Raw genomic sequence first — 23,743 nt, forward strand, 5'->3', positions numbered from 1 at the left:
ATTCAATTCAAAGGTGTTGGTGGTCATCATTGCGCATGTTCCTGACGCCCGGCCCACGGCGCCAGCATAAAACTGAACGCCAGGCCCAGGCTTACCGACAGGCCGAAGTTACTCACCGCTGGCGTGCTGGAAATCGCCAGCAGGCCGAATGACAGCCACGTGGTGACGGCCGCCAACAGCGTGCCCAACAGGCTCACGGCGGCGCCGCCGATCTGCTCGCGCATCAGGATCGCGTAGTCGACGCTGATGGCGGTCACCAGCAGCAGGCCAAACAGGCTGAACAGGGTCAGCGGTTGCCCCAGCCAACCGAGGCTGGCCAGGCTGCACAGCGCAGCGAGCAGCGGCAGGGCAACAATGCGCAAGGCGCCACCGAAGCCGAAAGGCAGGATCAGCAGCAACACGATCAGCACGCAGGACATCAATTTCAATTCGGCAGCGCTGATTTGAGTGGCGGCGAAAACCTGGTTCAAGTCGTCGAGGCGGTCCACCAGTTGCACGCCGGGTAAGTCCAGGGCCTGCACCCGCAGCAACGCCGAGTTGTTCAGGCCTTGCAGGCTGACCATGGCTGCCACGCCATCGTCGGTTGCACCGAGCCACAGCGTACGCCAGGGCTGCGCCAGAGGGCCGATCAGCGCCGCGTCGATGTCTTCGGTGGGCAGGGCTTGCAGTTGCGCCAGTTCCGCTTGCAGGGCGCTGGCCGGTACGCCTAGGTCCAGCAGCGGTTGCCAGAATTGCGGCAGCTTGTTCAGGGCTTCGCGCACTTGTTGTTGCTCGCTTGGCTGGTTGACCAACTGATTGAGCGCCAGATAACCCTGAAGCTTATCCATGTTCACCAGTTGATCCAGACGCTGGCTCAGCGCCGTCTGACGCTCCAGCAGTTGCTGCTGATTGTTCGCACGCACCAGGAAGAATTGGCTGGTGGGTTGATAGCCGGTAATCCGCGCAATGGCCTGGGCTTCCTCCAGTAATTGCGGCGGCGCGCCGATCCATTGGCGAATATCGTTTTTGCTGTTCAGCTGCCATAAACCACCGGCGCAAAACAGCAACACCAACACCAGCAACACCGGGCTCGGCAGGCGCTTGAGCAACGACTCACGCACCCCCAGCAGAAACTCGGCAATTCGCAGCGGCCACTGGGCCGGGCGCAGATCCATGCCCTTGAGCAAGGCCGGCAACAGGCACACCGCCGACAGGTACGCACCCACCAGCCCAGCGGCGGAGAACACGGCGATCTGGGTCAGGGCCGGGAATGGCGTCCAGGCCAGCGCCAGGTAACCGATGCAACTGGTGGCCAGGCTCAGGCTCAAACCCGGCAAGGTCAGGCGCAACGCTGGCCAACTGCGCCAGGGTTGCAGGCTCCAGCTCTTGGACAGGTAATGCAGCGGGTAATCCACCGCCACGCCAATCAGGCTCGACCCCAGCACCAGGGTCATCACATGCATATGGCCGAACAGCGCGACACAGGCCACCGCACCAAACAGCATGCCCACCAGCACCGGTACAAACGCCAACAATACCCGCCAGCGGCGGAACGCCAGCAGCAACAGCAAAAGGATGCCAACGGTGGCGCCGCCGCCGACCCAGGTCATCTCCCGGGTTGCCTGCTGCTGACCATTGGCCGCGTACAGCAGGCCGCTGGCAGCAAGCAATTGCACGCCTTGCTTACTGGCCTGTTCGCGGCTGGATTGGAGCAAGTCGGCCACTTGAAGCGGCAACTTCATGTCGAAGGCATTGCCGTTGGTGCGCGCCCGCAGCAGCACCCAGCTTTTGCCGTCGGCATCGGCGATCAACGCGCCGCTGCCAATATCCAACTGTACCGAACCGTGTTGCGGCTGGCTGTTCTGGATGCGTCCGGTGAGGCCGAGCCAATCGTCCTGGCTCGGCACCAGGCTGAAACCGGTAAAGGGATCGAACAGCGCCTGCACCCGTTGCTGAATAAAGGCGTGTGGCTGCTCGATCAGTTGCTCGCGGTCCTTGGCCGAGAGCATCGCCAGGCGCCCTTGCAGCAACTGCTGACGCAAGGCCGGCAGATCTGCCTGGAGGTTCCATTGGACCTTTTCAAACAGGCTGCTGGCTTGCCAACGCGCGCCCAGTTGTTGGGCCATGGCCACCGCCTGCTGGCGGTCGGCATGGCCCACCAGCACCAGCATTTCGCGGTTCAGTGGCTCCTGCATGCGTTGTTCGGCGCGCAGCTCCAATGCATCCGGCGCGGTGCCGGGCACCAGTTCCATGAGGTTGGCCGACAGTGGCGCACCCTGGCGCCATTGCCAGCCGGCCAGGGCCAACACGGCCACCAGCAGGATCAGGAACAGGCGCGGTAGCCAGCGCTCACTGGGCAAAGTCGTGTTGCTCCGCGTCGCTCAAAGATTGCGTGCTGGTGCTGTCCTGCATGCGCAGTACGGTGCTGTCGCCCTGGGTTTCCAGTAGTTCGATTTTTTGCACCAGGTCGCCGCCGTCGATATTGATCTGGGTGAATACCTGCTTGAGCAATAACGAGCGCGGAATCAGCGTTAGCTTCCACTGTGTGGCCTCGCCTTGCAGTTGCAACTCGAAGTCGCGCTGCAAGCCGCTGCTGTCGCCCTGTAACACGGCGAGGAACAAACGATTCTGCTCGGCCCCGGCGCTCTTGTTGGGCAGCGGCTGCCAGCCGTTGGCATCGCGCCTGGCAATGCCTTGGGCGCTGATGCGGTAGTCCTGTTGCAGAGGGGTTTTCAGCAGCCAAAGCAAACCGTGGTCCTTGGCCAGAACAAAGGAGCCCTTGCTGGTCAGAGGCTGTGGCAGGGCGCGCAGGTGTTTTTCCTGGAGGAAGTTGCCGTGGATCACAGAGGGCTTTGCCAGTTGATCGCTGAGCTGTTGCAGGTCGAAGGCGTGGGCCAAGCCAGGAATCCCCAACAGCACACACACCACCACTCCTGCAGGAGCGAGCTTGCTCGCGAAAAACGCCAAGGCACCGCGTTTAAACAGGATGCCAGCGTTATCGTTGACGACCTTCGCGAGCAAGCTCGCTCCTACAGAAAACGGAGAGATCATTTCAGGGCCCTTTCGACGGCTTCGACAAACACTGTCGGCGACGCCAGTTGCATCTCGCGACTGGCAATCTCCACTGCCACTTGTACGGTGCTGGCGCGGGTCAGGCGTTCGCCGGTGGTGACGTCGCTGATCAGGTAATTGACCTTCAAGCGGCTCTCCCACTCCACCAGGCTGGCGCGCACATTGATGGTCTGGCCAAAGGTGGCGCCGCGTACATAGCGCAGCTGCATATCGATTATCGGCCAAGCGTAGCCCGACTCAAGCATGGCCGTGTAGTTGTGGCCGATCTTGTCCAGCAAGGCGCAGCGGGCGACTTCCAGGTATTTGACGTAATGGCCGTGCCAGACCACGTTCATGGTGTCGATGTCGAAAAACGGCACGAGGATTTCGGTGTCGCTGTGCAATACGCCCTGGCTACGCATGCAGCCTCCAGTGTTGCTCGGCGATGCGTTGTAGGCACAGGCGCAGTTCACCTTCTAGGGCGCGGTCTTCGATCACGGGCGGGAAATCCTTGGCAAGTTCTTCATGCATGGCGGCCAGCGCTGGTGGTAGCGGCCGGGCATCTTCGGCCTGGGCCCGCAGCCACACGCCCTGGTTGGCTGCGAGCAAGGTGGCGGCGGCGACCTGCTCGGTCAGCTCCAACACACGGATGGCATCGCGGGCGGCGATGGTGCCCATGCTCACCTTGTCCTGGTTGTGGCACTCGGTGGAACGCGAGAACACGCTGGCAGGCATGGTGTTTTTCAGCGCTTCGGCGGTCCAGGCGCTGGTGCCAATCTGCACGGCCTTGAAACCATGGTTGATCATCGCGCGGTCAGCAGGGGCACCGGACAGATTGCTCGGCAGACCATGGTTGTAACGCACGTCTACCAGCAGCGCGAGCTGACGGTCCAGCAGGTCGGCGACGTTGGCGACCAGTGTCTTGAGGCTGTCCATGGCAAAGGCGATATGCCCGCCATAGAAATGCCCGCCGTGCAGCACGCGTTCGGCTTCGGCGTCGATGATCGGGTTGTCGTTGGCGCTGTTGAGTTCGATCTCGATAAATGAGCGCAGCCAGTTCAGGCTGTCGGCCAGCACGCCCAAAACGTGGGGTGCGCAGCGCAGGGAATAGCGGTCTTGCAAGCGGTGCAACGGCGCGGTTGGCGCGTCGATGGCCAGGTCCTTGCGCAACCAGGCGGCGACTTGCATTTGGCCGGGGTGCGGCTTGGCGGCGAACAGGCGTTCGTCGAAGTGCTCCGGGTTGCCTTGCAGCGCCACCACGTTCAGCGCGGTGATGCGCGTGGCCAGTTGCAGCAGGTAATCGGCGCGGGCGAAGGCCAGGCAGGCGAGGCCGGTCATGACTGCCGTGCCGTTCATCAATGCCAGGGCTTCTTTGGGGCGTAGCACCAGCGGCTCCCAGCCCAGTTCGCGGTGTACATCGGCAGCCTGGCGGCGCTCGCCACGGAACATCACTTCACGCTCGCCGGACAAGGTCGCGGCGACGTAGGACAGCGGTGTCAGATCACCGCTGGCGCCCACCGAACCTTCTTCCGGAATCAGTGGCAGCACGTCGTGTTCGAGAAAGGCGTGTAGACGTTCCAGCAGCTCGACGCGCACCCCGGAAACGCCGTGGCACAGCGACTGCAAACGCGCCGCCAGCACCGCACGGGTTGCTTGCGCATCCAGCAACTTGCCCAGGCCACAGCCGTGGAAGGTGTAGAGGTGACGGGGCAGCGCTTCGACATGCTCCAGCGGCACCGCTACCACGCAGGAATCGCCGTAGCCGGTGGTGACGCCGTAGATCACGCCTTCCTTGTCCAGCAGGGAGTCGAGGAACTGCGCGCCTTTGGCGATGCGCTGGCGGTACTCGGCATCGTCTTGCAGGCGAGTCGGCGCCTGACGGTTGGCGAGGGCCAGCACGTCTTCGATGCGCAAAGGGAGTTCGCCGAAGGTTACCGGCTCAAGATGCGTCGTCATCGGTCTTCCAGAAAGGGTAAAAGTTGAACCATTGTTGGGGCGCTTCCAGGCAGAACTGGCCCAGGCGTTCGGCGTAGCGGGCGGTCCATAACGCGATCACCTGCTGGCGGTCGCTGCGTTTCCATTCGATCAGTTGGGCGAAGGGCTCGATGATCAAGCGATAGCGCCCCTGGTGTTTCAGGCACATCAGCAGGTTGACCGGGCATTTCAGCAATCCGGCCAACAGCCACGGGCCCTGGGGGAAGGCGGCGTTATGGCCGAGGAAATCCACCCGCGCCGTGCGCCCGCCATGCAGCGGCACACGGTCGCCAGCAATCGCCAGCCACTCGCCGTCGTCCAGGCGCTGGCTGAGCAGGAGCATGATCGCCGGGTCCAGCTCGCTGACCTGGATCAGCCGCAGATTGGTCGCCCCGGCTTCGCCCAGCAGGCGGTTGAAACGCTCGGCGTGCTTGGTGTGCACCAGCACGTTCATGGTGACTTTTTCGCCCAGTTCGGCGAGGGCCCGGCACACTTCCAGGTTGCCCAGATGCGCGCCCACCAACATCTGCCCGCGTTCGCCGCGTAGTTGTTGGCGCAGTTGGGCCGGGTCGATGATCTCGATCTGTTCCAGGCGCAGCTTGCCGTTCCATACGTCGAGCTTGTCCAGCAAGGCGTCGGCGAAGGCCATGAACTGGCCGAATACCCGTCGACGCGTGGGGCGCAAGTCGTCACGCCCGCTCCAGTCGGCCAGGCGCTGCTGGTATTGCCAGGCGCTCTGGCGGGCGGTGCGGCCGAACAGGAAGAAGTACAGGACTATACCGTAGAGAGCCGGAGCCAATGCTCGGCGCCCGAGTACCTTGGCGCCGAACGCGGTGAGTTTCATCAGCCAGAAACTGCCGCGCTCTTCACGGTCGGCCCAGTGTTTGCTGCCCTGGGTCATGCCTGCCACCGCCGCCATAGGATCATCGGCGCGCGCACCAGCATGCCGAAGAACAACCGGGTGTGCATGGACGAAATCAGGGCGTTGTCGTGGAACATGCGAAAGTGCGACAGACCATCGGCGGGGTAGTGCACTTTGGTGGGCAGCCAGCGCATTGGCTGGTTGCGCCATGACAGGCGCACCAGGATATCGGAGTCGAAATCCATGCGCTTGCCGATCCTGGCCGAGTCCATCAGCGCCAGCACCGGCGCCAGCGGGTACACGCGAAAGCCACACATCGAGTCGCGAATCTCCAGCGACAGGCTGTTGATCCACACCCACACATGGGTCAGGTAGCGGCCGTACAGACGGCCCTTGGGTACGCTGTCGTCGTATTCGGGGTAGCCACAGATCAGCGCGCGCGGGTGGGTGCGCGAGGCGTCGAGAAAGGTGCCGACTTCCCGCAGGTCATGCTGGCCGTCGGCGTCTACTTGCAGCGCATGGGTGAAGCCCAGGCGCGCCGCCTCACGGAAGCCGATCATCACCGCGCCGCCCTTGCCTTGATTGGCGGGCAAGGTGACCAGGGAGACATTGTCGAGGGTCGCCAACTGCGCCAGCACGGCAGCGCAGGCCGGGCTGCTGCCATCGTCCACCAGCAGGCACGGCAGGCCGCTGGCTAGCAGGGTACGGACCACGGCGGGCACGGCGGCTTCATGGTTGTAGACCGGGATCAGGGCGCAGGGGTTATGCAAGGTCGGGCTCCAGGAGAATTCGGCCACTGGAGCAGGCGGCGGTGTCATTGCGGTAGGTAAAGTACAACTTGCCGCGTTGCTGATCGAAGCGCAGGTGCAGTTCGATCCGGTCATCAGGCCGGACCAGTTGCTGGAACTTGAGCACTTCCATCCCGACGAATTTTTTTGGCAGGTCGAGCAATTGCTGGCCCAGGCTCAGGGCCCAATCTACCTGGACAACGCCTGGCAGCACCGGGGTTTGCGGGAAGTGGCCGCTGAAGTAGGCCAAGTCCGGCGGGATCGCCAGTTGCAGGGTCCACTCACCGTCGGTTTCGACTTTTTCCAGTACTTGCGGTGTCTTGGGCCGGGGTGCCAGCAGCAAGGTTTCCACATCGGCCTGGGGCAACTTGCCCTGGGAGTTGAACGGTAATTGCCGCAGCAACCGCCAGCGGCGCGGCAGGGCCAGGGCTTCGCAGTGTTGGCTCAGGTGCTGGCGCAGGGTTTGGGTGACGGTGCGCCGGCCTTGATTGCGCAAGGCATGCAGCCCTTGTGCGCTGAGCACCACCAGGGCGCCGAGGGAGGCGCGGTTTTCCTGGACCACGCCCAGGCGGGTTTCAGTCACCCAGGGGTGGTCCATCAACGCCTGTTCCAGCATCGGCAGGGAGATACGTTTTTCTTCCAGCTTGACGATCCGGTCCAGGCGGCCCAGCAGTTCGAAGCGGCCGTCGGCGTGGATCCTCGCGGCGTCGGCGGTGTGTTCGATATGGCCGGCTGGCAGGTATGGCGAGGCGATGCGCAAGGCGCCGTTGGCATCTTGGCTCAACTGCACATCGGTAAACGGCTGCCACAGGGTTTGACCCTGGCGCCAGGCGATGCCGCCGGTTTCCGAGCTACCGAGGATTTCCGTTGGCCATTGCTGCAAGCGTTGTTGCAGGATGCTGGCCGCATCAAAAGGCAGGGCTCCGCCGGAGGAGAAAACCCGCTTGACCGCGCTCAAGGCCGGCCAGTCGAGGTTATCGCCCATGCGCTTGAGCAACGCCGGGCTGGCGACCCAGGCAAAGTGCGGATGCTGGCGGCTGACCCGCTGCAAGTCTTCCGGGAATGCCAACTGTTGACGCACGAAGGTTCGCCCGGCGCACAGCGGCCACAACACTCGGAACAGTAAACCGTAGATGTGCTGGGTGGCGACGCTGGCGATGATGCAGGCCTCGCCCAAGCCGGCACCCCAGAGGGATTCCAGCGCCTGGACCTCATTGGTCAGTTGGCGCAGGGTTTTGTTGATGCGCTTGGGCTCGCCGCTGGAGCCGGAGGTACACAAGCTCAGGCTGCACGTGTCCAGGTCCAGTGCAGCGGCGCTAAGGGGGGCTTGGTAAAGCGCGTCCAGATCCGCAGCCTCGGTCAGCCAAGCGTCGACGGCATCGGCCCAGCGTTGGCGGGTCTGGGGTTGCAGGTCGGCGGGCAGCAATACACTGACCCCGGCGCGCCAGGCTCCCAAGAGAGCAATCGCCAGCAGGCTTGCGTCTTCCAGGTGCACGGCTAAACGCTGGATGCCACGAGCTTGCAGCCCGGCAGCCAGGCTCAGGGCTTGCTCGCATAACTGTGCGTGATTCAGATCAGGCTCGGCAGTGACCGGGCGCTGGGCAACAGGCTCAAGCAGCAAGTGCTCAAGATTCAACCAATTCATACGCGGCCTCGAACCCTTTGTCGTATCAGCCATTCCACGGCAAACAACAGCCCCATCAGCCCGTAAGCGATCAGCCCGTTGTACAACGTCCACCAACTCAGCGGCGCCCACAGCGTAAGGGCAGCGGCCAGCAGGCCGTTACCCAGGAAAAATACACTCCACACCACTGTGACTTGGCGGGTATACACAATTGCGTTCTCAGGTAATTGCGGCTCGCTCATGCGTGCCAGGCGCTCGACCATCGGCGGCCCATATTTCAGGCTCAAGCCAAACAGCGCCAGCATGAAGCCGCTGACGAGGCTCGGGTACCAGCGCAACAGTTTCGGGTTGTCGAACCAGGCCAGCAACAGGCAGAACACAATCGCGACGACGGCCATCCATCGTGCGCCCGGGTTGCGTGCGCCCGTCAGCGCCCGCAGCAACCACAGGCTGGCCAACAGCAGGCCGAATTGCCACGGTGCAAAATGCTCCGTGCCGAAATACACCGCAAAAGGGTACAGCAGCCCCGCCAGCAACAGGCCAAGGCCGATCAGCCGGCTCATGCGGCCGGTTGAACCAGGCGGTAGACCGCCTCGACCACGTCGCTTACGGTACGCACGGCCTTGAACTCTTCGGCGGCTATTTTCTTGCCGGTCTGGCGCTTGATATGGTCGATCAGGTCGACCGCATCGATGCTGTCGATTTCCAGGTCCTGATACAGGTTGGCGTCCAGGGTGACGCGTTCAGGTTCCAGTTCAAACAGTTCCACCAAGGCATCGCGCAGGGTGTTGAAGATATCGTCACGAGTTTGCATGGTCCGGTCTCAAGCTGCCTGTCTGGCCGTGACGAACGCCGCGAGGCTGGCCACGTTGGTGAAGTGATTGCGAGTGTCCTTGGCGTCGGCATCAATCTTGATACCGTACTTTTTCTGGATCGCCAGGCCCAACTCCAGGGCGTCGACCGAATCCAGGCCCAGTCCTTCGCCGAACAGGGTTTGCTCGTCGCCAATGTCGTCCACGCTGATGTCTTCAAGGCCCAGGGCCTCGATGATCAGCGTTTTTATGTCGTGCTCAAGGCTGTGTTGGTCGCTCATCTTCGGCGAGCTCCTTAATAAAATACTGATGTAGGTAATCGTTGAGCTTGCGTGAAGCCTGGGGCGCGGGGCCCTGTGCGGCAAACGTCTGTGGTTCTATATCGGCACCCACCCGCAAACTGAAGTGGAAACGGCGTTTAGGGATGCGATACCAGGGTTCGGCCTTGGTCAGGGTGGTGGGGCTGACCTTGATCACCACAGGGGTGATGATTGTCGCACCCCGCAGGGCAATGGCGGCACCCCCGCGATGAAAGGCCGGCATCTGGCCCGGCGAAGTGCGGGTGCCTTCGGGAAAGATGATCAGGGTCTGGCCTTCCCGCAGGGCGCCTGCGGCGGCATCGAGCATGTCGGCGCTGCCGTCATTGCTGATGTAGCCGGCGTCGCGCACCGGCCCGCGAGTGAACGGGTTTTGCCACAGGCTTTGTTTGACCACGCAGTTGGTCTGGCGCATAAGGCCGATCAGGAACACCACGTCGATCAGCGACGGGTGGTTGGCGATGATCATCTGGCCAGGGCGGCCCAGGTTCTCGGCGCCTTCGACGCTGTAGGTGAGAATGCCCAAACGATGCATCAGGCGAATAAAGAACCAGAACAGCCAACTAATGGTGTGGCGGGCACGCCGGCGATGTTGTTGAGCGTCCCCCGGCAAGCAACTGAGCAGCGGAAACACCAACAATCGCAGGCACAGGCCGCCGACGCCAAACAGGGTAAAGCTGGCCGCCGTCGCGAACAGCCGCCAGTAATAGGCATCCCGGGGCTTGCCGGTCATCGCTTGCATTGCCAGCTCCATACTCGGTTTTTCCAGGCATGTTGGCAGGCGCCCTGTTCGGTGAGCAGGGTGCGCAGCAGGTTCAGGGCGTGGGGCCACTGAGCTTTTGTGAGAGGCGTTGTGGTGGATTGGACCGTGGCGGGCAGTAGCTCCAGCTGCCATTCGTCGCCTGGGGTCAGCAGCAGGCCGAGGGCATAAGGAAATGGCACGTCGTCGATCCAGCTGGCGTAAGCCTCAGGCGGCTGCTCTTCGGTGATCACCAGCAGAACCGCCGGTGCGCCTTCGTTGAGCAGGGCTGCGGCTTCCAGCATGCCGTGTTCCAGCCCATCGCCTGCGGCGGCGAGGGCCGTCATCTCACTGGTTTCATTGCGCAGGATCGACCACAGGCCAATCACCGCGTTGTGCACCGACAGGCTGAACTGGGTGGGCGACAAGGGTTGGTCATTGGCCAGGTCGCTGAGAATATCGAGGGTGCGCGGGGTTTCGCCGTGACGGGAAACAAACACCAGCGGCAAGTCTTGCAGGCCTTGCGCCAAGGGCCAGCCGACGCTGAAAGCCATGCGCGCCAGGCGGCTCAGGCGGCGGCGTTGCATGGCGGGCAGGAACGACACATCGGGCGCGGCATCGCTGGGGGCGAGCAACACCGGGTCCTGGCACCATGCGCGCCAGTTGTCCACGCTGTCGAGCCCGGGGGCCCAGGCGCGCCATTGGGCGATGTTGAAGTTGATCACTGAGAATATATCCCGCCCCTGCGGGCTTCCTTGTGCAGAAATTGGCCCGCAAAACCGGGACATGGCGCAATGGCCGAGTGGCGCGCATTATCCCGGTGCTGTGGGGTTCTAGCAAACGTTGGTAAAGAATTGTTCATGGGGCATTACAGATTTACTGAAAAGACTTATGAATTGTCGATGATGAGGGGGTGTCCTGACTTGTCGGACCTTTCCTTTTCGAACAGCCGTGACGCAATACGCTTAGTGTGTGATCCCGTCTGCGATGCTGTAGTGCATGGATGATCAAGGTAGCTAACGGGCGCTTTTGCCCACTACACTCGGGCATTAATTGATACATGGAGGTTTTGTCATGCGGCGTGTGGTGTTCAATCAGAAAGGCGGTGTGGGCAAGTCCAGTATTGCCTGCAACCTGGCGGCGGTCAGCGCCAGTGAAGGCTATCGAACCCTGTTGGTCGACCTCGATGCCCAAGCTAACTCGACCCAGTACCTCACCGGACTGACCGGCGAAGATATCCCCATGGGCATTGCCGATTTCTTCAAGCAAACCCTGTCCTCCGGGCCGTTTTCGAAGAAAGGCAAGGTGGATATCTACGAAACCCCTTTCGACAACCTGCACGTGATCACCGCCACGGCGGAACTGGCGGACTTGCAGCCCAAGCTTGAAGCCAAACACAAGATCAACAAGCTGCGAAAGCTGCTGGATGAGTTGAGTGAGGATTACGATCGGATCTACCTCGATACCCCGCCGGCGCTGAATTTTTATGCGGTTTCTGCGCTGATTGCCGCCGATCGCGTGCTGATCCCCTTCGATTGCGACAGCTTCTCCCGTCAGGCGCTGTATGGTCTTCTGGCAGAAATCGAAGAGTTGAAGGAAGACCACAACGAAGGCCTTGAGGTGGAAGGGATTGTGGTCAACCAGTTCCAGGCTCGGGCGAGCCTGCCGCAGCAGATGCTGGATGAGTTGATTGCCGAAGGCTTGCCAGTATTGCCGGTGTACTTGGGCAGCTCGGTACGCATGCGTGAGTCTCATCAGGCGAATATGCCGCTGATCCACCTGGACCCACGGCATAAGCTGACGCAGCAGTTTGTGGCGTTGCATAACCTGCTGGAAAACGCCTGATCGCGCAGACGACATAAAACAGTGTGGGAGGTTGCTTGCCTGCTCACCGCGGGCAAGTCGAAGCGTCGCACCGCCGGCTCCCACACTGACCGAGCAGGGTTTGAAATAGGGCTACACGCCCTGACTGCGCAACCAACTCATCAACTGCGGCAACGGAAACGCTCCGCTCTGACGCGCCACTTCCCGACCATTTTTGAACAAAATCAAACTGGGAATCGAGCGAATACCCAGCTGAGCGCAAAGCTGCTGATTGGCCTCGCTATCGAGCTTGGCCAATCGGCATTTTCCCGTCAACTGCCCGGCAGCCTGTTCAAACACCGGCGCAAACGACTTGCACGGCCCGCACCAGTCGGCCCACACATCCACCAGCAGCGGCAAATCGCCCTTGATCTGGTTGGCGTAGTCGCCCTGTTTCAGCTCAAAGGGCTTGCTCAGCAACACCGCTTGTTTGCAACGCCCGCACTTCGGCGCATCGCCCAGGCGTTCGTTGGGGATGCGGTTGAGGCCGTTGCAATGCGGGCAGGGGATTACGAGAGGATCGGACATGGTGGGCTCCGTAGAAATGGCCACTGGGTTCTATTTGGAGTCAGGCATGGGCTTTATCAAGGTGCGGTATCAATGACGCATGCGCTGGGTGAGGATGTCAATTAAGTCGAAGTTATGAAGAGCAACTGATCTCCAAATGCTTGCCCCAATCCGGTGGTCGTTGCGCGTATTGCTCCATCCCCGGCTGCTCTTCAAAGGGCTTGCTCAGCACCTCATGCAGCCGGCGAACTTCGGTGTAGTCCCCTGATTCAGCAGCCTCGATGGCCTTCTGCGCCAGGTAGTTGCGCAGGATATACAGCGGGTTCACTGCGTGCATCCGCTCACGCCGCTGTTCTTCACCGCCATTGGCTTCCCGCGCAACACGAGCCTTGTACAGATCAGCCCATGCATCAAAGCCCTTGAGGTCCATGAAGTCATCCCGTAACCGCGCCACGGCCAGCGCAGCGGATTCATCCCCCAGTCGGCGGAAGAACAAGGTGTAGTCAACGCCACTGCCTTGCATCAGTTGCAGCAGGCGCTCCACCAATGTCTGGTCATCCTCTTCGGGGCAGGTAAAGCCTAGTCGACGTCGCATCAGGTCCAGGTAGTGGGCCTGGTACAGCGGCAGGTACAGGCCAAGGGTTTCCCGCAAGGCGTCGACGCTGATAAACGGCGTCAATGCCTGGGCCAATGCACTGAGGTTCCACTGGCCAATCGGCACTTGATTGCTGAACGAGTAACGCCCCTGGTCGTCGGAATGGTTGCAGATGAACTGCGCGTCGAAATCATCCAGAAATGCGAACGGTCCGAAGTCGAAGGTGATGCCAAGGATCGACATGTTGTCGGTGTTCATCACGCCATGACAGAAGCCGTAGGCCTGCCACTTGGCGATCAACTCGGCGTTGCTCTCGACAATCTCGCGGAACATCGCCAGATACGGCTCGGGCTGTTCCTGGCACTTGGGGAAGTGCAGCGACAAAACGTGTTCAGCCAATTGCTTCTGCAGCTCGGGCTTCTTGGTGTAGTAGAAATATTCGAAATGCCCGAAGCGTACATGGCTCGGCGCCAGGCGCAGAACCATGGCGGCGCGCTCCTGTTTCTCGCGCCATACCGGGGTGGTAGAGCCGATCACGCACAGGGCGCGGCTACTGGCAATGCCCAGGGCGTGCAGCGCTTCAGAGGCAAGAAACTCACGAATCGACGAGCGTAATACTGCGCGGCCATCGCCCATGCGCGAGTAAGGCGTCTGCCCGGCGCCCTTGAGGTGCAAGTCCCAGTGTTCGCCGGCTTCGTTGTAGACCTCGCCAAGCAGCAGGCCCCGTCCATCCCCCAGTTGTGGGTTGTAGGAGCCAAATTGATGCCCGGAATAGACCATCGCCCGTGGTTCCGCCTCGGCCCATAGCTTGTGGCCGCTGAACAGTTCGGCGAACACCGGGGTTTCGGCAATAGTGGGGTCAAGGTCGAGCAGGGCCATGGCGGCCTTGCTCGCCACGACCAAGCGCGGCTCGTCGATGGGCTCGGGCAGCACATGGGTCGAGAAGCCGTCGCCCAGACGGGCGAAGCGGTTGTCGAAGGTCAGTTCGTCGAGAGCTTTCAACGGCCATCTCCAGCAGAATGTCCGAGCATTCTGCTGGGGATAGCACGGTTAGTCGAGTTTACTGGTTGGCGGTTGCGGCGCATCTTCAACTTTGCCGAGTGTTGGCTTGGGCGCGTCCTGGTCGCTGACGGGCGCCAGGATGGTCTTGTTGTCGTCTTCCACCGGCACCAGCTTGTATTCCTGGCCATGGAGGTTTTTCAGGTAAACCTCCATCTGCCTGAATGAGATATTGATGTGCTGCTTCTTGAACTCGCGGTTGATAAAGCGGTTGACCTCATCGAGCACCGGGTTGCGGTCCCCCAGGTCACGCACGTGCATGCGCAACTCGTGGTCGAGGGTGCTTTCACCGAAATTCAGGAAGTACACGAGAGGTTCCGGTTCCTTCAGTACCCGCGGGTTTTCCCTGGCGGCCTTGAGCAGCAGTTCTTTCACCAGATCCAGATCGGAGCCGTAGTCCACGCCCAGTTTCAGGGTGACCCGGGTGATGGTGTCGGTCAGCGACCAGTTGATCAGTTGCCCGGTGATAAAGGTCTTGTTCGGGACAATGATGTCTTTGCGGTCGAAGTCGGTGATGGTGGTGGCGCGGATGCGGATTTTGCTCACCGTGCCCGACAGGTTGCCGATGGTGATGGTGTCGCCGATGCGCACCGGGCGTTCGAACAGGATCATGATGCCGGAGATGAAGTTGGCGAAGATCTCCTGCATGCCGAAGCCCAGGCCCACCGACAGTGCCGCCACCAGCCATTGCAACTTGTCCCAGCTCACCCCAAGGGTGGACAGGGTTGAGACAAAACCGATACCGGCAATTACGTAGGACAGCAGGGTGGTGGTGGCGTAGGCGCTGCCCTGGGCCAGGTCCAGCTTGGACAGCACCAACACTTCCAGCAGCCCTGGCAGGTTGCGCGCCAGAGCGAAGGTGATGCCGATGATGATCGATGCCCCCAACAAGTCGCCGATGCTGATGGGCACCATGCTGATATTGGCGCCGGTGCCGCTGGTGTATTCGTAGAGGGTGATGTTGTCGAGGTAGGAAAACACCGAGATCAGGTCGGACCAGACCCAGTACAGCGCGGCGATAAAGCCGCCGAGCAGGGCCAGACGGATCAGTCGCATCGACTGTTCATTGACCTGTTCGATGTCCAGGGTCGGCTCCTCGATCACCACGTCGCCGTCACCAGCTTCCTTGGCGGCCTGGCGTTTGGCCAAGGCGCGTGAATAGGCCAGGCGCCGCGCGGCAACCCCCAGGCCACGGACGAAGGTGGCTTCGATCACCAGCCAAAACATCAGCAGGTACAGGGTGTTGATCAGGCGGTCGCTGAGCTTGAGGGCGGTGTAGTAGTAACCGAAGCACACGGCGATAAACAGCGCGACGGGCAGTGCGGTAAATAGCACGCCGACGACCTTGCGAAACAGCGAGGCTTTCTCATGGGTCGGGCTGTTGAGCAGCAGGCGACTGAGCAGCCACGCCATCAGCGCGTAGCAGGTCAGTACCACGGCGATGCCCAGCACATCGTCAGCCAGCGCCGCCGGTTGATGCTCGGCGATGGCCACCACGGCCACCAGCGCCAGTACCACCAGCCCCAGCTTGCGAATCCAGCCTTGGAGGAATTCAACCTGGGGTTTTTCCCAGCGGAAATGTAGCTCGGCCACGCCGCCCGGCGCCAGGATCCGATAGGCGGTGTAGAACACCAGCCACGCCTGGGCGATCTGCAACAGGGCCACGCCAAGGTTGGCGTTTTGCCCGCGGGCGTCGATTTGCAGGGCATAGCCGCATAGCGCCAAGGCTAGCGCCACGGGCATTGCCAGCAGGATATTCACCAGGATCGCCATCGGCGTGTGCCATTGGCTGTCACGCTTGAAGTGGCCGATGTCCAGGTGGAACTTTTTCAGTCGGTCGTACAGGTGGCTGCGTCGCCACAGCAGCGCGCCGATCAACAGCAGCAGCGGCAGGAACAGCAGTGGGCGCTGGGTCAGGCCGTCGTAGAGCTCGCTGATGCTGGAGGCCCAGGGCAGGGTGGTGACTTGTTTTTCCAGGCGCTTGGGCACGGTTTCCAGCCATTCGACGTCTAGCGGCTTGTTGCTGGGGATCCAGAACATCTGTTCGTCGAGGGTCGCCCGCAGGCTGGAAGCGGTGCTGAACAGCTGCTTCTGGTTCAGTTGCAGGGTGATGGATTCGTTGAGGGCGGCGCTCAGTTCGCGGTTCAGCCGTTCCAGCAGGTCGGCGCGGGTGATGGCCAGTTCCAGCAGGGTGCGGCGCAGTTGCGGGGTGACCTGGTCGGCCGGCTGGGTCGCCAGCAGGTTGTCGACGTAGGCGCTGGGCGGGTTGATCAACTCGCGCTGCTGGTTGACCTCAAACTGATACAGACGAATGTTGGCGATGTCGTCCGCCAGGTCGCGGTCGACCTTCAGGCGCGGTAATGCCTGCTTCTGCTTATAGAGAATCTTCGACAGTAACAGGCTGCCCTTGAGCACGTTGATCTGCTCATCCAGTGCCGAGTCGCTTTGGGTCACGGTATCCAGTTGCTGCTTGATTTGCAGGTTCTGCTGGGTCAGTTCATTGAGGCGGTCAGTGCTCTTGAGCAGGTAGTCGGACAGCTTCAGGTTGGCCGAGCTTTCGGTCGCCAGCAAGCTGCTGCCGCCGGACTTCTGCGCTTCGATGGACTGTTGGGTGACGGTTTCCTGGGACTGGGCCAGACGTTTCTGGTTGATCAGGGTTTGCAGGTCCTGGATTTCCTGCTCCAGGCGCGCGGTCTTTTCCTGGACCAGGTCCTGCTGGCTGTTGCCCAGGTCCTGCAATTGGCTGTTGCCCGCCAGTTCCTGGCGACGCAGGGGGATCAAGGCGTTGAGGGCCGCCAGTTCGGCGTTCAGCTGATTGCGCTGGTCGCCGCTGAGGCTTTTGCCGTTGTCCTTGCCTGCCTTGAGGATGGTGTTGATTTGCTGGATGCGCGTCTGGCTGCTGCTGATTTCGGTCTGGGCGCGCTCGGGGCGAGTCTGGGCGGCGATGGTCAGGCTGTTGGCGTCGGCCAGGTCCTTTTGCAGGTCGCCTTGCTGGGTGGTGCGCTGCACCAGCAGTTGTTCGAGTTGCGGGATGGGCAAGGTGGCATAACGCTGGGCGACCGGAATTACCTTGGTGGCCTTGAGCCGGATCAGCTCGCGCTGGTTTTCCGTGGTCTGGCGCGGGGCGTCTGCCAACTGGCGTTTGAGGTCGGCCAGGCGCTGCTCGTAATCCTGCTTGTTGCCGAGCAGCGTCAGGGTTTGCTGCAGGATCGCTTGCAGGGCCTTCATGTCCGCATCGGGCAACTTGCGGTCAGGCAGCTTGTCCAGGGTTTGCTGGACAGCGTCGACGCTGGGTGGGTCGGCGGCGTGTACGGCGCTGACACAAAGGCTTAAGCCAAACAGGGCGGTAGCTAAAAAAGTGCGCAGGGTTGTCATGGATACCGGTCGAGCTAGGTGAAAAATAAGGGGTGTCCTGACGTCGAATGCGCGTCATCGCACCGAAATTTACAGGCAGAGTTTAGAGGAAGAGTCCGGGACCCGTGCGACTTCCTTCGGGGAATCTGACGCCGACTTTGCCGATCTTGTTCCCGTCCATCACTGCGACGGTCCAAATGGTGTTGTTCCACTCCACCTGGTCACCCACTACCGGCGCGCCACCGACTTTCTGGGTGATGAAGCGGCTCAGCGGCATGTCCGGATCGATGCCTTCAAGCTTGAGCCCGTACAGTGCCGAAACCGCGCCCAGCTGGGCGTCGCCTTCCAATACGAAGTCGCCGAAGAAGCGTAGGTCCAGGCCCCGTTGCGGTGCTTGGCTGAACAGTTTGCCGAGGGCCGCGAGGTTGTGTTCATGGCCGATCACGCAGAGCAAATCGTCGACTTCCAGCACCGTACTACCCGACGGATGGAGCAGTTGTTGGCCGCGAAACAGCGCGGCGATGCGCGTACCTTCGGGCATTTTCAGCTCGCGAAGGGCGGCCCCGATGCACCATTTCTCCGCACCGAGACGGTAGACGAACAGCTCCCACTCGCTGGTGACGTGCACTTCCAGGGCTGCCCGGGAAATAGGCGCAGGCTCCGGCGGTACCGTCACTTTCAGCAACTTGGCGACCCACGGCAGGCTGGTGCCCTGCACCAGCAACGACACCAGCACGATAAAGAACGCCAGATTGAAGTACAGCTGGGCGTGGGGCAGGCCGGCCATCAGCGGGAACACCGCCAAAATGATCGGCACCGCCCCGCGCAGGCCAACCCAGGCGATAAAGGCTTTCTCGCGATCATGGAAGGCCTTGAACGGCAGCAGGCCGACCATCACCGACAGCGGCCGTGCAAAGAGGATCATCCACAGCGCCAGGCCCAGGGCCGGCAGGGCGATGGGTAGCAAGTCATGGGGCGTGACCAGCAGGCCCAGCACCAGGAACATGCCGATCTGCGCCAGCCAGGCCATGCCGTCGAGCATATGCAGGATGCCATGACGGCTGCGCACCGGACGATTGCCGATCACTAGGCCGCATAGGTACACGGCGAGGAAGCCGCTGCCGTGCAGGGCGTTGGTCATGGCGAAGATAAACAGGCCACCGGCAATCACCAGGATTGGGTACAGGCCGTTGGCCAGGTTGATCCGGTTGACCATCTGCAGCATCAGCCAGCCACCACCCAGGCCGATGATGCCGCCAATGCCGAACTCGCGGATCAGGTGGCCCAGCAGGCTCCAGTGCAAACCGGTCTGGCCGCTGGCGAGCATGTCGATCAGGGTTACGGTGAGAAACACCGCCATCGGGTCGTTGCTGCCGGATTCGATTTCCAGGCTGGCGGTGACCCGTTCGTTCAGGCCCTTGCCGCCCAGCAGTGAGAACACTGCTGCCGCATCCGTTGAGCCGACGATGGCGCCGATCAGCAGGCCCTGGATGATGTTGAGGTCGAACAGCCAAGCGGCGGCCATCCCGGTGAGGCCGGTGGTAATCAACACCCCCACTGTCGCCAGCGACAAGGCCGGCCACAGTGCCACACGAAAACTCGCCACCCTTGTGCGCAAGCCGCCGTCCAGCAGGATTACTGCCAGGGCCAGGTTGCCCACCAGATAGGCGGTCGGGTAGTTATCGAAGATGATGCCGCCGCCATCGACGCCGGCGAGCATGCCCACGGCCAGGATGATCACCAGGATCGGGATACCCAGGCGGGACGAAAGAGAACTCACCAGAATGCTCGCACCTACCAGCAACGCGCCGATCAAGAACAGGCTGTTGATGGTCGTCGCATTCAAAGGCAGTACTCCATAAGCAAGAAAAACTGGGCGCAAACTGACCATGCAGTCTGCGTGCCAGTGATTCTAACCTGTTGAATTGCTGCGCTGTCAAAAAGGTTTTGAGGGTGGGTGTTCAGTTCAATTAAAGGCGGAACCGCCCCACCATCCCATTCAGATCCACCGCCAAACGCGACAGCTCACTGCTCGCCGCACTGGTCTGGCTGGCGCCCGTAGCCGATTGCACCGATAAATCACGAATGTTCACCAGATTGCGATCTACCTCACGGGCCACCTGCGCCTGTTCTTCGGCAGCGCTGGCGATCACCAGGTTACGTTCGTTGATCTCGACGATGGCGGTGTTGATGGTGTCCAGGGACATCCCCGCGCCTTTGGCGATGTTCAGCGTCGACTCGGCGCGTTCGGTGCTGTTGCGCATCGAATCCACCGCATGCTCGGTGCCAGACTGAATGCTGCCGATCATACGCTCGATTTCGCTGGTGGACTGCTGGGTGCGATGGGCCAGGGCGCGCACTTCATCGGCGACCACAGCAAACCCACGGCCGGCTTCCCCGGCGCGGGCGGCTTCAATCGCTGCGTTCAATGCCAGCAGGTTGGTCTGGTCGGCGAGGCCACGAATGACGTCCAGCACCTTACCGATATCCCGGGATTCTTCCGCCAGGTGGCCAATCAATATGGCGGTTGCCTGCACATCGCTGCTCATGCGCTCGATGGCACTGACGGTTTCCTGCACCAGGTCACGGCCATCACCGGCGGAGGACGTGGCATTTTTCGAGGCCTCGGAAGTGCTCACCGCATTGCGGGCCACTTCTTCGACGGCGCTGGTCATTTCGTTGACGGCGGTGGCGGCCTGTTCGATTTCATTGTTCTGCTGGGTCAGGCCACGGGCGCTTTCATCGGTGACGGCATTCAGTTCTTCAGCTGCGGAGGCCAACTGGGTGGCCGAGCCGGAAATACGCTGCAAGGTGTCGCGCAACTTTTCCTGCATCTTCGACATGGCGAGCAGCAAGCGTCCGGCTTCGTCGTCGCCATCGACCTTGATTGGTCGCGTCAGGTTGCCTTCGGCGATGTCTTCGGCGGCGCTCAAGGCCTGGGCAATTGGCTGAGTGATGCTGCGGGTCAACAGCCAGGCGAACAGCATGGTTAGCGTGGTGGCCAGGAGCAACAGGGCTACCACTAGGTTGAAGGCCGAATCATATTGGTCTTCGGCCTGCAGGTTGCTGTCGATGGCCATCCTGTTGTTGATGTCCAGCAGGCGGGTCAGGACGGTATTGACCTGTTCGGAGTTGCTCAGCAGCTCGGTGTTGAGCAGTGCGCTCAACTCTTCTACCTGATTGGTCCGGGACAGGCTCTTCATCCGTTCTTCAATCTGGCGGTACTGCCCCAGCAGGCGTATGTATTCATCGTACGCCGCACGCTCTTCGCTGCCCTCAATCAGTTTTTCGTAGGCACCCTGGGCAGTACGGATCTGCTGATTGCGCAGTTCAAAGGCTTCCAGGGTCTTTTGCTGCACATCCGGTTCGCGATTGGTCAGCAAGCGGTAGGACAGCACCCGCAAACGCAGGGTCAACTGAGTGAACTCATCCAGGGCTCGGATGCTTGGCACGCTGTTCAAGGTGATGTCTTCGGTCACCGCGCGAATCTTGCTCATCTGGTTCAGGGCGAATACACCGAGAAACAACATGAGCGCACCAATGAGCGCGAAGCCGAGAAACGCTCGCGGAGCGATATTCATATTACGAAGAGACATGCTGTGATCCTGGGTAAAGCGCGATCGGCGCGCTTTGAGACGGGTTGTCCATGACCTATCGGTCATACGACTAAAGTCTTGATGGGGTGTGCGCTTTTGTCGCAGTTGAGGGGTGTTGGAGTGGATTCAGGAACCAGATGGTACAAAAGCAGTCACTAAGGCTCCAAAGCGTGGCTTGACCCGTATAATCAAGGCCCCGCGCCAGGATATCCCTGGCTTCCAAGGTGAATTTTCTTTATCGTCACCGCCCTTTTAAAAAGCCCGAGAAATCAAAATGTTAGAAGCATCCCTCAGCCAGCTGGAACAACTTGTCAGTGACCTCGTACAGCAGAACCAAGACCTGCTGGGCACCAATGAAAGCCTCAAGGCAGAAATGGCCCGCATCAAGGATGAGAACGACAGTCTGCAACTGAATCTGATGGAACAGGAAGAAAAGCAGGGCGCCGCCGCCGCGCGTATTCAAGCGTTGGTTGAGCGTGTGAGCGCAGGTCCTGTCAGCGCATGAATCAGGGCGCCGAGGGGATAAAGGTCGTTTCGATTCTCGGTGAGGATTATTCGATCAAGGCACCTGACGGGGAAGGCAGCACCCTGATGAGCGCCGTGACGATGCTCAAGGCGTCATTGGCCACCACCAAGAAAAAGTACCCAACCCTGATCGGTGACAAATTACTGGTGCTGGCGGCGTTGAACCTGTGCGCCGAGCAGATCGAAATGCAAAAGGGTCACCAGCAGGCACTCGACCGTTACCAAGAGCAAGTCAGCGCCACGGTCGAGGTGATTTCCAAGGCCATCGGGCAACCCTGATTTGCCCGGTTAGAACCACTCATCCTGCATACCCAGGCACGTATCATCCCGTGCCTCAAGAATCGCCAGTTCATGATGGCAGCCCGGTACTTCCCATGTCAGGAAGTACCGGGCCGCTTGCAGCTTGCCTTTATAGAAGGCGATATCCGCTGCATTGCCCTTCTCCAGTCCTTCCTCGGCACGAATCGCCTGTTCCAGCCAGCGCCAGCCGATCACCGTATGCCCGAATACTTTCAGGTACAGCGCCGAGTTCGCCAGGCTACTGTTGACCTTGCCCTGGGCGAGGTCGGTCAACAACCCGAGGGTAACGCTCTGCAGGCGCGTCACCAGTTGCTCCAAAGGTTCGCGCAGGGCTGTGAGTGACGGATATTTCTGCGTCCTGGCGCCGGTCTCGGCGATCAGGCGAATCAGTTGCTTCAAACCCGCGCCGCCGTTTTGCGCCAGTTTGCGCCCGAGCAAATCCAGGGACTGAATGCCATGGGTACCTTCATGGATCGGGTTCAGGCGGTTATCGCGGTAGTACTGTTCCACCGGGTACTCACGGGTGTAGCCATGGCCGCCGAGTATCTGGATCGCCAGTTCGTTGGCCTTCAGGCAAAACTCCGATGGCCACGATTTGACGATGGGCGTCAGCAGGTCCAGCAGCTCATGGGCCTGCTTGCGCTCCGTTTCGGTTGCCAGGGTGGTGGTGTCATCAAACAGCCGCGCCGCGTACAGGCCCAGGTCGAAGGCGCCCTCCACGTAAGCCTTTTGCGTCAGCAGCATGCGCTTGATATCGGCGTGCTGGATGATCGAGACCGGCGCGGTGTTCGGGTCTTTACTGTCCGGCAGGCGGCCTTGCGGACGCTCGCGGGCGTACTCCAGTGAATACAGGTAGCCGGCGTAACCGAGCATCACCGCGCCCATGCCGACACCGATCCGCGCTTCGTTCATCATCTGGAACATGCAGCTTAGGCCTTGATGGGGTTTGCCCACCAGATAGCCGACACAGTCGCCGTTATCGCCGAAATTCAGTGCTGTGGACGTGGTGCCGCGCCAGCCCATCTTGTGGAACAGCCCGGCCAGCAGCACGTCATTGCGTTTGCCCAGGCTGCCGTCGTCGTTGACCAGGAATTTGGGCACGATAAACAGCGAAATACCCTTCACTCCGGCTGGCGCGTCTGGCAGCTTGGCCAGCACCATATGTACGATGTTTTCCGACAGTGGGTGATCGCCGCCGGAGATAAAGATCTTATTGCCCTTGAGTCGGTAAGTGCCGTCAGCCACAGGCTCCGCGCGGGTGCGGATATCCGATAGCGATGAGCCGGCGTGGGGCTCGGTCAAGGCCATGGTGCCGAAGAAACGGCCCTCGATCATGGGTTGCAGGAAGCGTTGTTTCTGCTCCTCGGTGCCGAAGCTTTCGATCAGGTTGGCTGCGCCCATGGTCAGGAATGGATACGAGGTCGAGGCGGCATTGGCCGACTGGAAGTGGGCGAAACAGGCCTGGGACAGCAAGGTTGGCAACTGCATGCCACCGGCTTCGAAACTGCGGGCGGCGTTGAGAAAGCCTGCTTCGAGGAAAGCATCGACGGCCGATTTCACTTCGGGAATCAGAATCGCCTGACCGTTCTCATAGCGCGGCTCGTTCTCGTCACCCTTGCGGTTGTGCGGGGCGAAGAACTTCTCGGCAATGCTGCGGGCGGTGCCGATGGCGGCGTCGAAGGTTTCGCGGTTGTGTTCGGCAAACCGCTCACGCTGGGTCAGGCCCTCGGCATCGAGGACTTCGTACAGCTCGAAAGCCAGATTGCGGGAACTGAGCAGCATCTCGGACATGGCGGCT

At 61.1% G+C, this 23,743-nt stretch carries 21 protein-coding genes; 3 read left to right on the forward strand and 18 right to left on the reverse strand.

What is annotated here, in order from left to right:
* Positions 1-26: 26 nt before the first annotated feature.
* The 12 genes from FQ182_RS05345 to FQ182_RS05400 are packed head-to-tail and all read right to left on the reverse strand — an operon-like array spanning position 27 to position 10,871.
* On the reverse strand, positions 27-2,339 hold the full coding sequence (locus tag FQ182_RS05345) for an MMPL family transporter (RefSeq protein ID WP_149411236.1): 2,313 nt from the start codon (positions 2,337-2,339) through the stop codon (positions 27-29).
* Positions 2,329-3,030: an outer membrane lipoprotein carrier protein LolA gene (locus FQ182_RS05350; protein ID WP_149411235.1), complete on the reverse strand. Its 702-nt coding sequence runs from the start codon at positions 3,028-3,030 to the stop codon at positions 2,329-2,331. Before FQ182_RS05350 ends, FQ182_RS05345 begins: the two co-directional genes overlap by 11 nt.
* Positions 3,027-3,452, reverse strand: coding sequence for a thioesterase family protein (locus tag FQ182_RS05355; protein WP_149411234.1), 426 nt, complete (start codon positions 3,450-3,452; stop codon positions 3,027-3,029). Before FQ182_RS05355 ends, FQ182_RS05350 begins: the two co-directional genes overlap by 4 nt.
* Complete coding sequence (gene hutH / locus FQ182_RS05360) at positions 3,445-4,986, reverse strand: histidine ammonia-lyase (RefSeq protein WP_149411233.1); 1,542 nt, start codon at positions 4,984-4,986, stop codon at positions 3,445-3,447. The genes FQ182_RS05355 and hutH overlap by 8 nt, the downstream gene beginning before the upstream one ends.
* Positions 4,970-5,905: a glycosyl transferase gene (locus FQ182_RS05365; RefSeq protein ID WP_149411232.1), complete on the reverse strand. Its 936-nt coding sequence runs from the start codon at positions 5,903-5,905 to the stop codon at positions 4,970-4,972. The genes hutH and FQ182_RS05365 overlap by 17 nt, the downstream gene beginning before the upstream one ends.
* Positions 5,902-6,636: a glycosyltransferase family 2 protein gene (locus tag FQ182_RS05370; RefSeq protein ID WP_149411231.1), complete on the reverse strand. Its 735-nt coding sequence runs from the start codon at positions 6,634-6,636 to the stop codon at positions 5,902-5,904. Before FQ182_RS05370 ends, FQ182_RS05365 begins: the two co-directional genes overlap by 4 nt.
* A complete protein-coding gene (locus FQ182_RS05375; RefSeq protein ID WP_149411230.1) occupies positions 6,629-8,299 on the reverse strand; it encodes an acyl-CoA synthetase family protein in 1,671 nt (556 codons plus the stop codon). The genes FQ182_RS05370 and FQ182_RS05375 overlap by 8 nt, the downstream gene beginning before the upstream one ends.
* On the reverse strand, positions 8,296-8,841 hold the full coding sequence (locus FQ182_RS05380; protein WP_149411229.1) for a hypothetical protein: 546 nt from the start codon (positions 8,839-8,841) through the stop codon (positions 8,296-8,298). Before FQ182_RS05380 ends, FQ182_RS05375 begins: the two co-directional genes overlap by 4 nt.
* Positions 8,838-9,092 (reverse strand): acyl carrier protein, encoded by a 255-nt coding sequence (locus tag FQ182_RS05385; RefSeq protein ID WP_133101347.1) that lies wholly within the window; start codon positions 9,090-9,092, stop codon positions 8,838-8,840. The genes FQ182_RS05380 and FQ182_RS05385 overlap by 4 nt, the downstream gene beginning before the upstream one ends.
* A gap of 9 nt (positions 9,093-9,101) precedes the next feature.
* Complete coding sequence (locus FQ182_RS05390; RefSeq protein ID WP_149411228.1) at positions 9,102-9,371, reverse strand: phosphopantetheine-binding protein; 270 nt, start codon at positions 9,369-9,371, stop codon at positions 9,102-9,104.
* The gene (locus tag FQ182_RS05395) at positions 9,349-10,161 is read right to left on the reverse strand and encodes a 1-acyl-sn-glycerol-3-phosphate acyltransferase (RefSeq protein ID WP_149411227.1); all 813 of its coding nucleotides are present in this window, start codon (positions 10,159-10,161) and stop codon (positions 9,349-9,351) included. The genes FQ182_RS05390 and FQ182_RS05395 overlap by 23 nt, the downstream gene beginning before the upstream one ends.
* A complete protein-coding gene (locus FQ182_RS05400) occupies positions 10,137-10,871 on the reverse strand; it encodes a beta-ketoacyl synthase chain length factor (protein WP_149411226.1) in 735 nt (244 codons plus the stop codon). The genes FQ182_RS05395 and FQ182_RS05400 overlap by 25 nt, the downstream gene beginning before the upstream one ends.
* 349 nt (positions 10,872-11,220) lie before the next feature.
* On the opposite strand from FQ182_RS05400, the gene FQ182_RS05405 reads away from it, so the two are divergent.
* Complete coding sequence (locus FQ182_RS05405) at positions 11,221-11,991, forward strand: ParA family protein (RefSeq protein WP_149411225.1); 771 nt, start codon at positions 11,221-11,223, stop codon at positions 11,989-11,991.
* A gap of 111 nt (positions 11,992-12,102) precedes the next feature.
* Here FQ182_RS05405 and trxC read toward each other — a convergent pair whose 3' ends face one another.
* The 5 genes from trxC to FQ182_RS05430 form a co-directional block, all read right to left on the reverse strand.
* Positions 12,103-12,537, reverse strand: a complete 435-nt coding sequence (trxC, locus tag FQ182_RS05410; RefSeq protein WP_149411224.1) for a thioredoxin TrxC — start codon at positions 12,535-12,537, stop codon at positions 12,103-12,105.
* Positions 12,538-12,649: 112 nt separating this feature from the next.
* Complete coding sequence (gene selO, locus FQ182_RS05415) at positions 12,650-14,113, reverse strand: protein adenylyltransferase SelO (RefSeq protein ID WP_149411223.1); 1,464 nt, start codon at positions 14,111-14,113, stop codon at positions 12,650-12,652.
* A gap of 48 nt (positions 14,114-14,161) precedes the next feature.
* Complete coding sequence (gene mscK / locus FQ182_RS05420) at positions 14,162-17,545, reverse strand: mechanosensitive channel MscK (RefSeq protein WP_149411222.1); 3,384 nt, start codon at positions 17,543-17,545, stop codon at positions 14,162-14,164.
* Positions 17,546-17,627: 82 nt separating this feature from the next.
* The gene (locus tag FQ182_RS05425; RefSeq protein WP_149411221.1) at positions 17,628-19,370 is read right to left on the reverse strand and encodes a potassium/proton antiporter; all 1,743 of its coding nucleotides are present in this window, start codon (positions 19,368-19,370) and stop codon (positions 17,628-17,630) included.
* A 124-nt stretch (positions 19,371-19,494) separates the two neighbouring features.
* Positions 19,495-21,120, reverse strand: a complete 1,626-nt coding sequence (locus tag FQ182_RS05430) for a methyl-accepting chemotaxis protein (RefSeq protein WP_149411220.1) — start codon at positions 21,118-21,120, stop codon at positions 19,495-19,497.
* Between the two features lie 274 nt (positions 21,121-21,394).
* On the opposite strand from FQ182_RS05430, the gene FQ182_RS05435 reads away from it, so the two are divergent.
* Both FQ182_RS05435 and FQ182_RS05440 read left to right on the forward strand, forming a co-directional pair.
* Entirely contained in the window at positions 21,395-21,625 is a 231-nt protein-coding gene (locus FQ182_RS05435) for a hypothetical protein (RefSeq protein WP_149411219.1), read from the forward strand.
* Positions 21,622-21,924 carry a cell division protein ZapA gene (locus FQ182_RS05440; protein ID WP_149411218.1) on the forward strand — a complete coding sequence of 101 codons (303 nt, stop codon included), beginning with the start codon at positions 21,622-21,624 and terminating at the stop codon, positions 21,922-21,924. The genes FQ182_RS05435 and FQ182_RS05440 overlap by 4 nt, the downstream gene beginning before the upstream one ends.
* 9 nt (positions 21,925-21,933) lie before the next feature.
* On the opposite strand, the gene FQ182_RS05445 is transcribed toward FQ182_RS05440, so the two are convergent.
* Positions 21,934-23,736 carry an acyl-CoA dehydrogenase gene (locus tag FQ182_RS05445; protein WP_149411217.1) on the reverse strand — a complete coding sequence of 601 codons (1,803 nt, stop codon included), beginning with the start codon at positions 23,734-23,736 and terminating at the stop codon, positions 21,934-21,936.
* Positions 23,737-23,743: the final 7 nt, after the last annotated feature.

The organism is Pseudomonas sp. ANT_H4, from assembly GCF_008369295.1.
In the GTDB taxonomy this organism is placed as follows: domain Bacteria; phylum Pseudomonadota; class Gammaproteobacteria; order Pseudomonadales; family Pseudomonadaceae; genus Aquipseudomonas.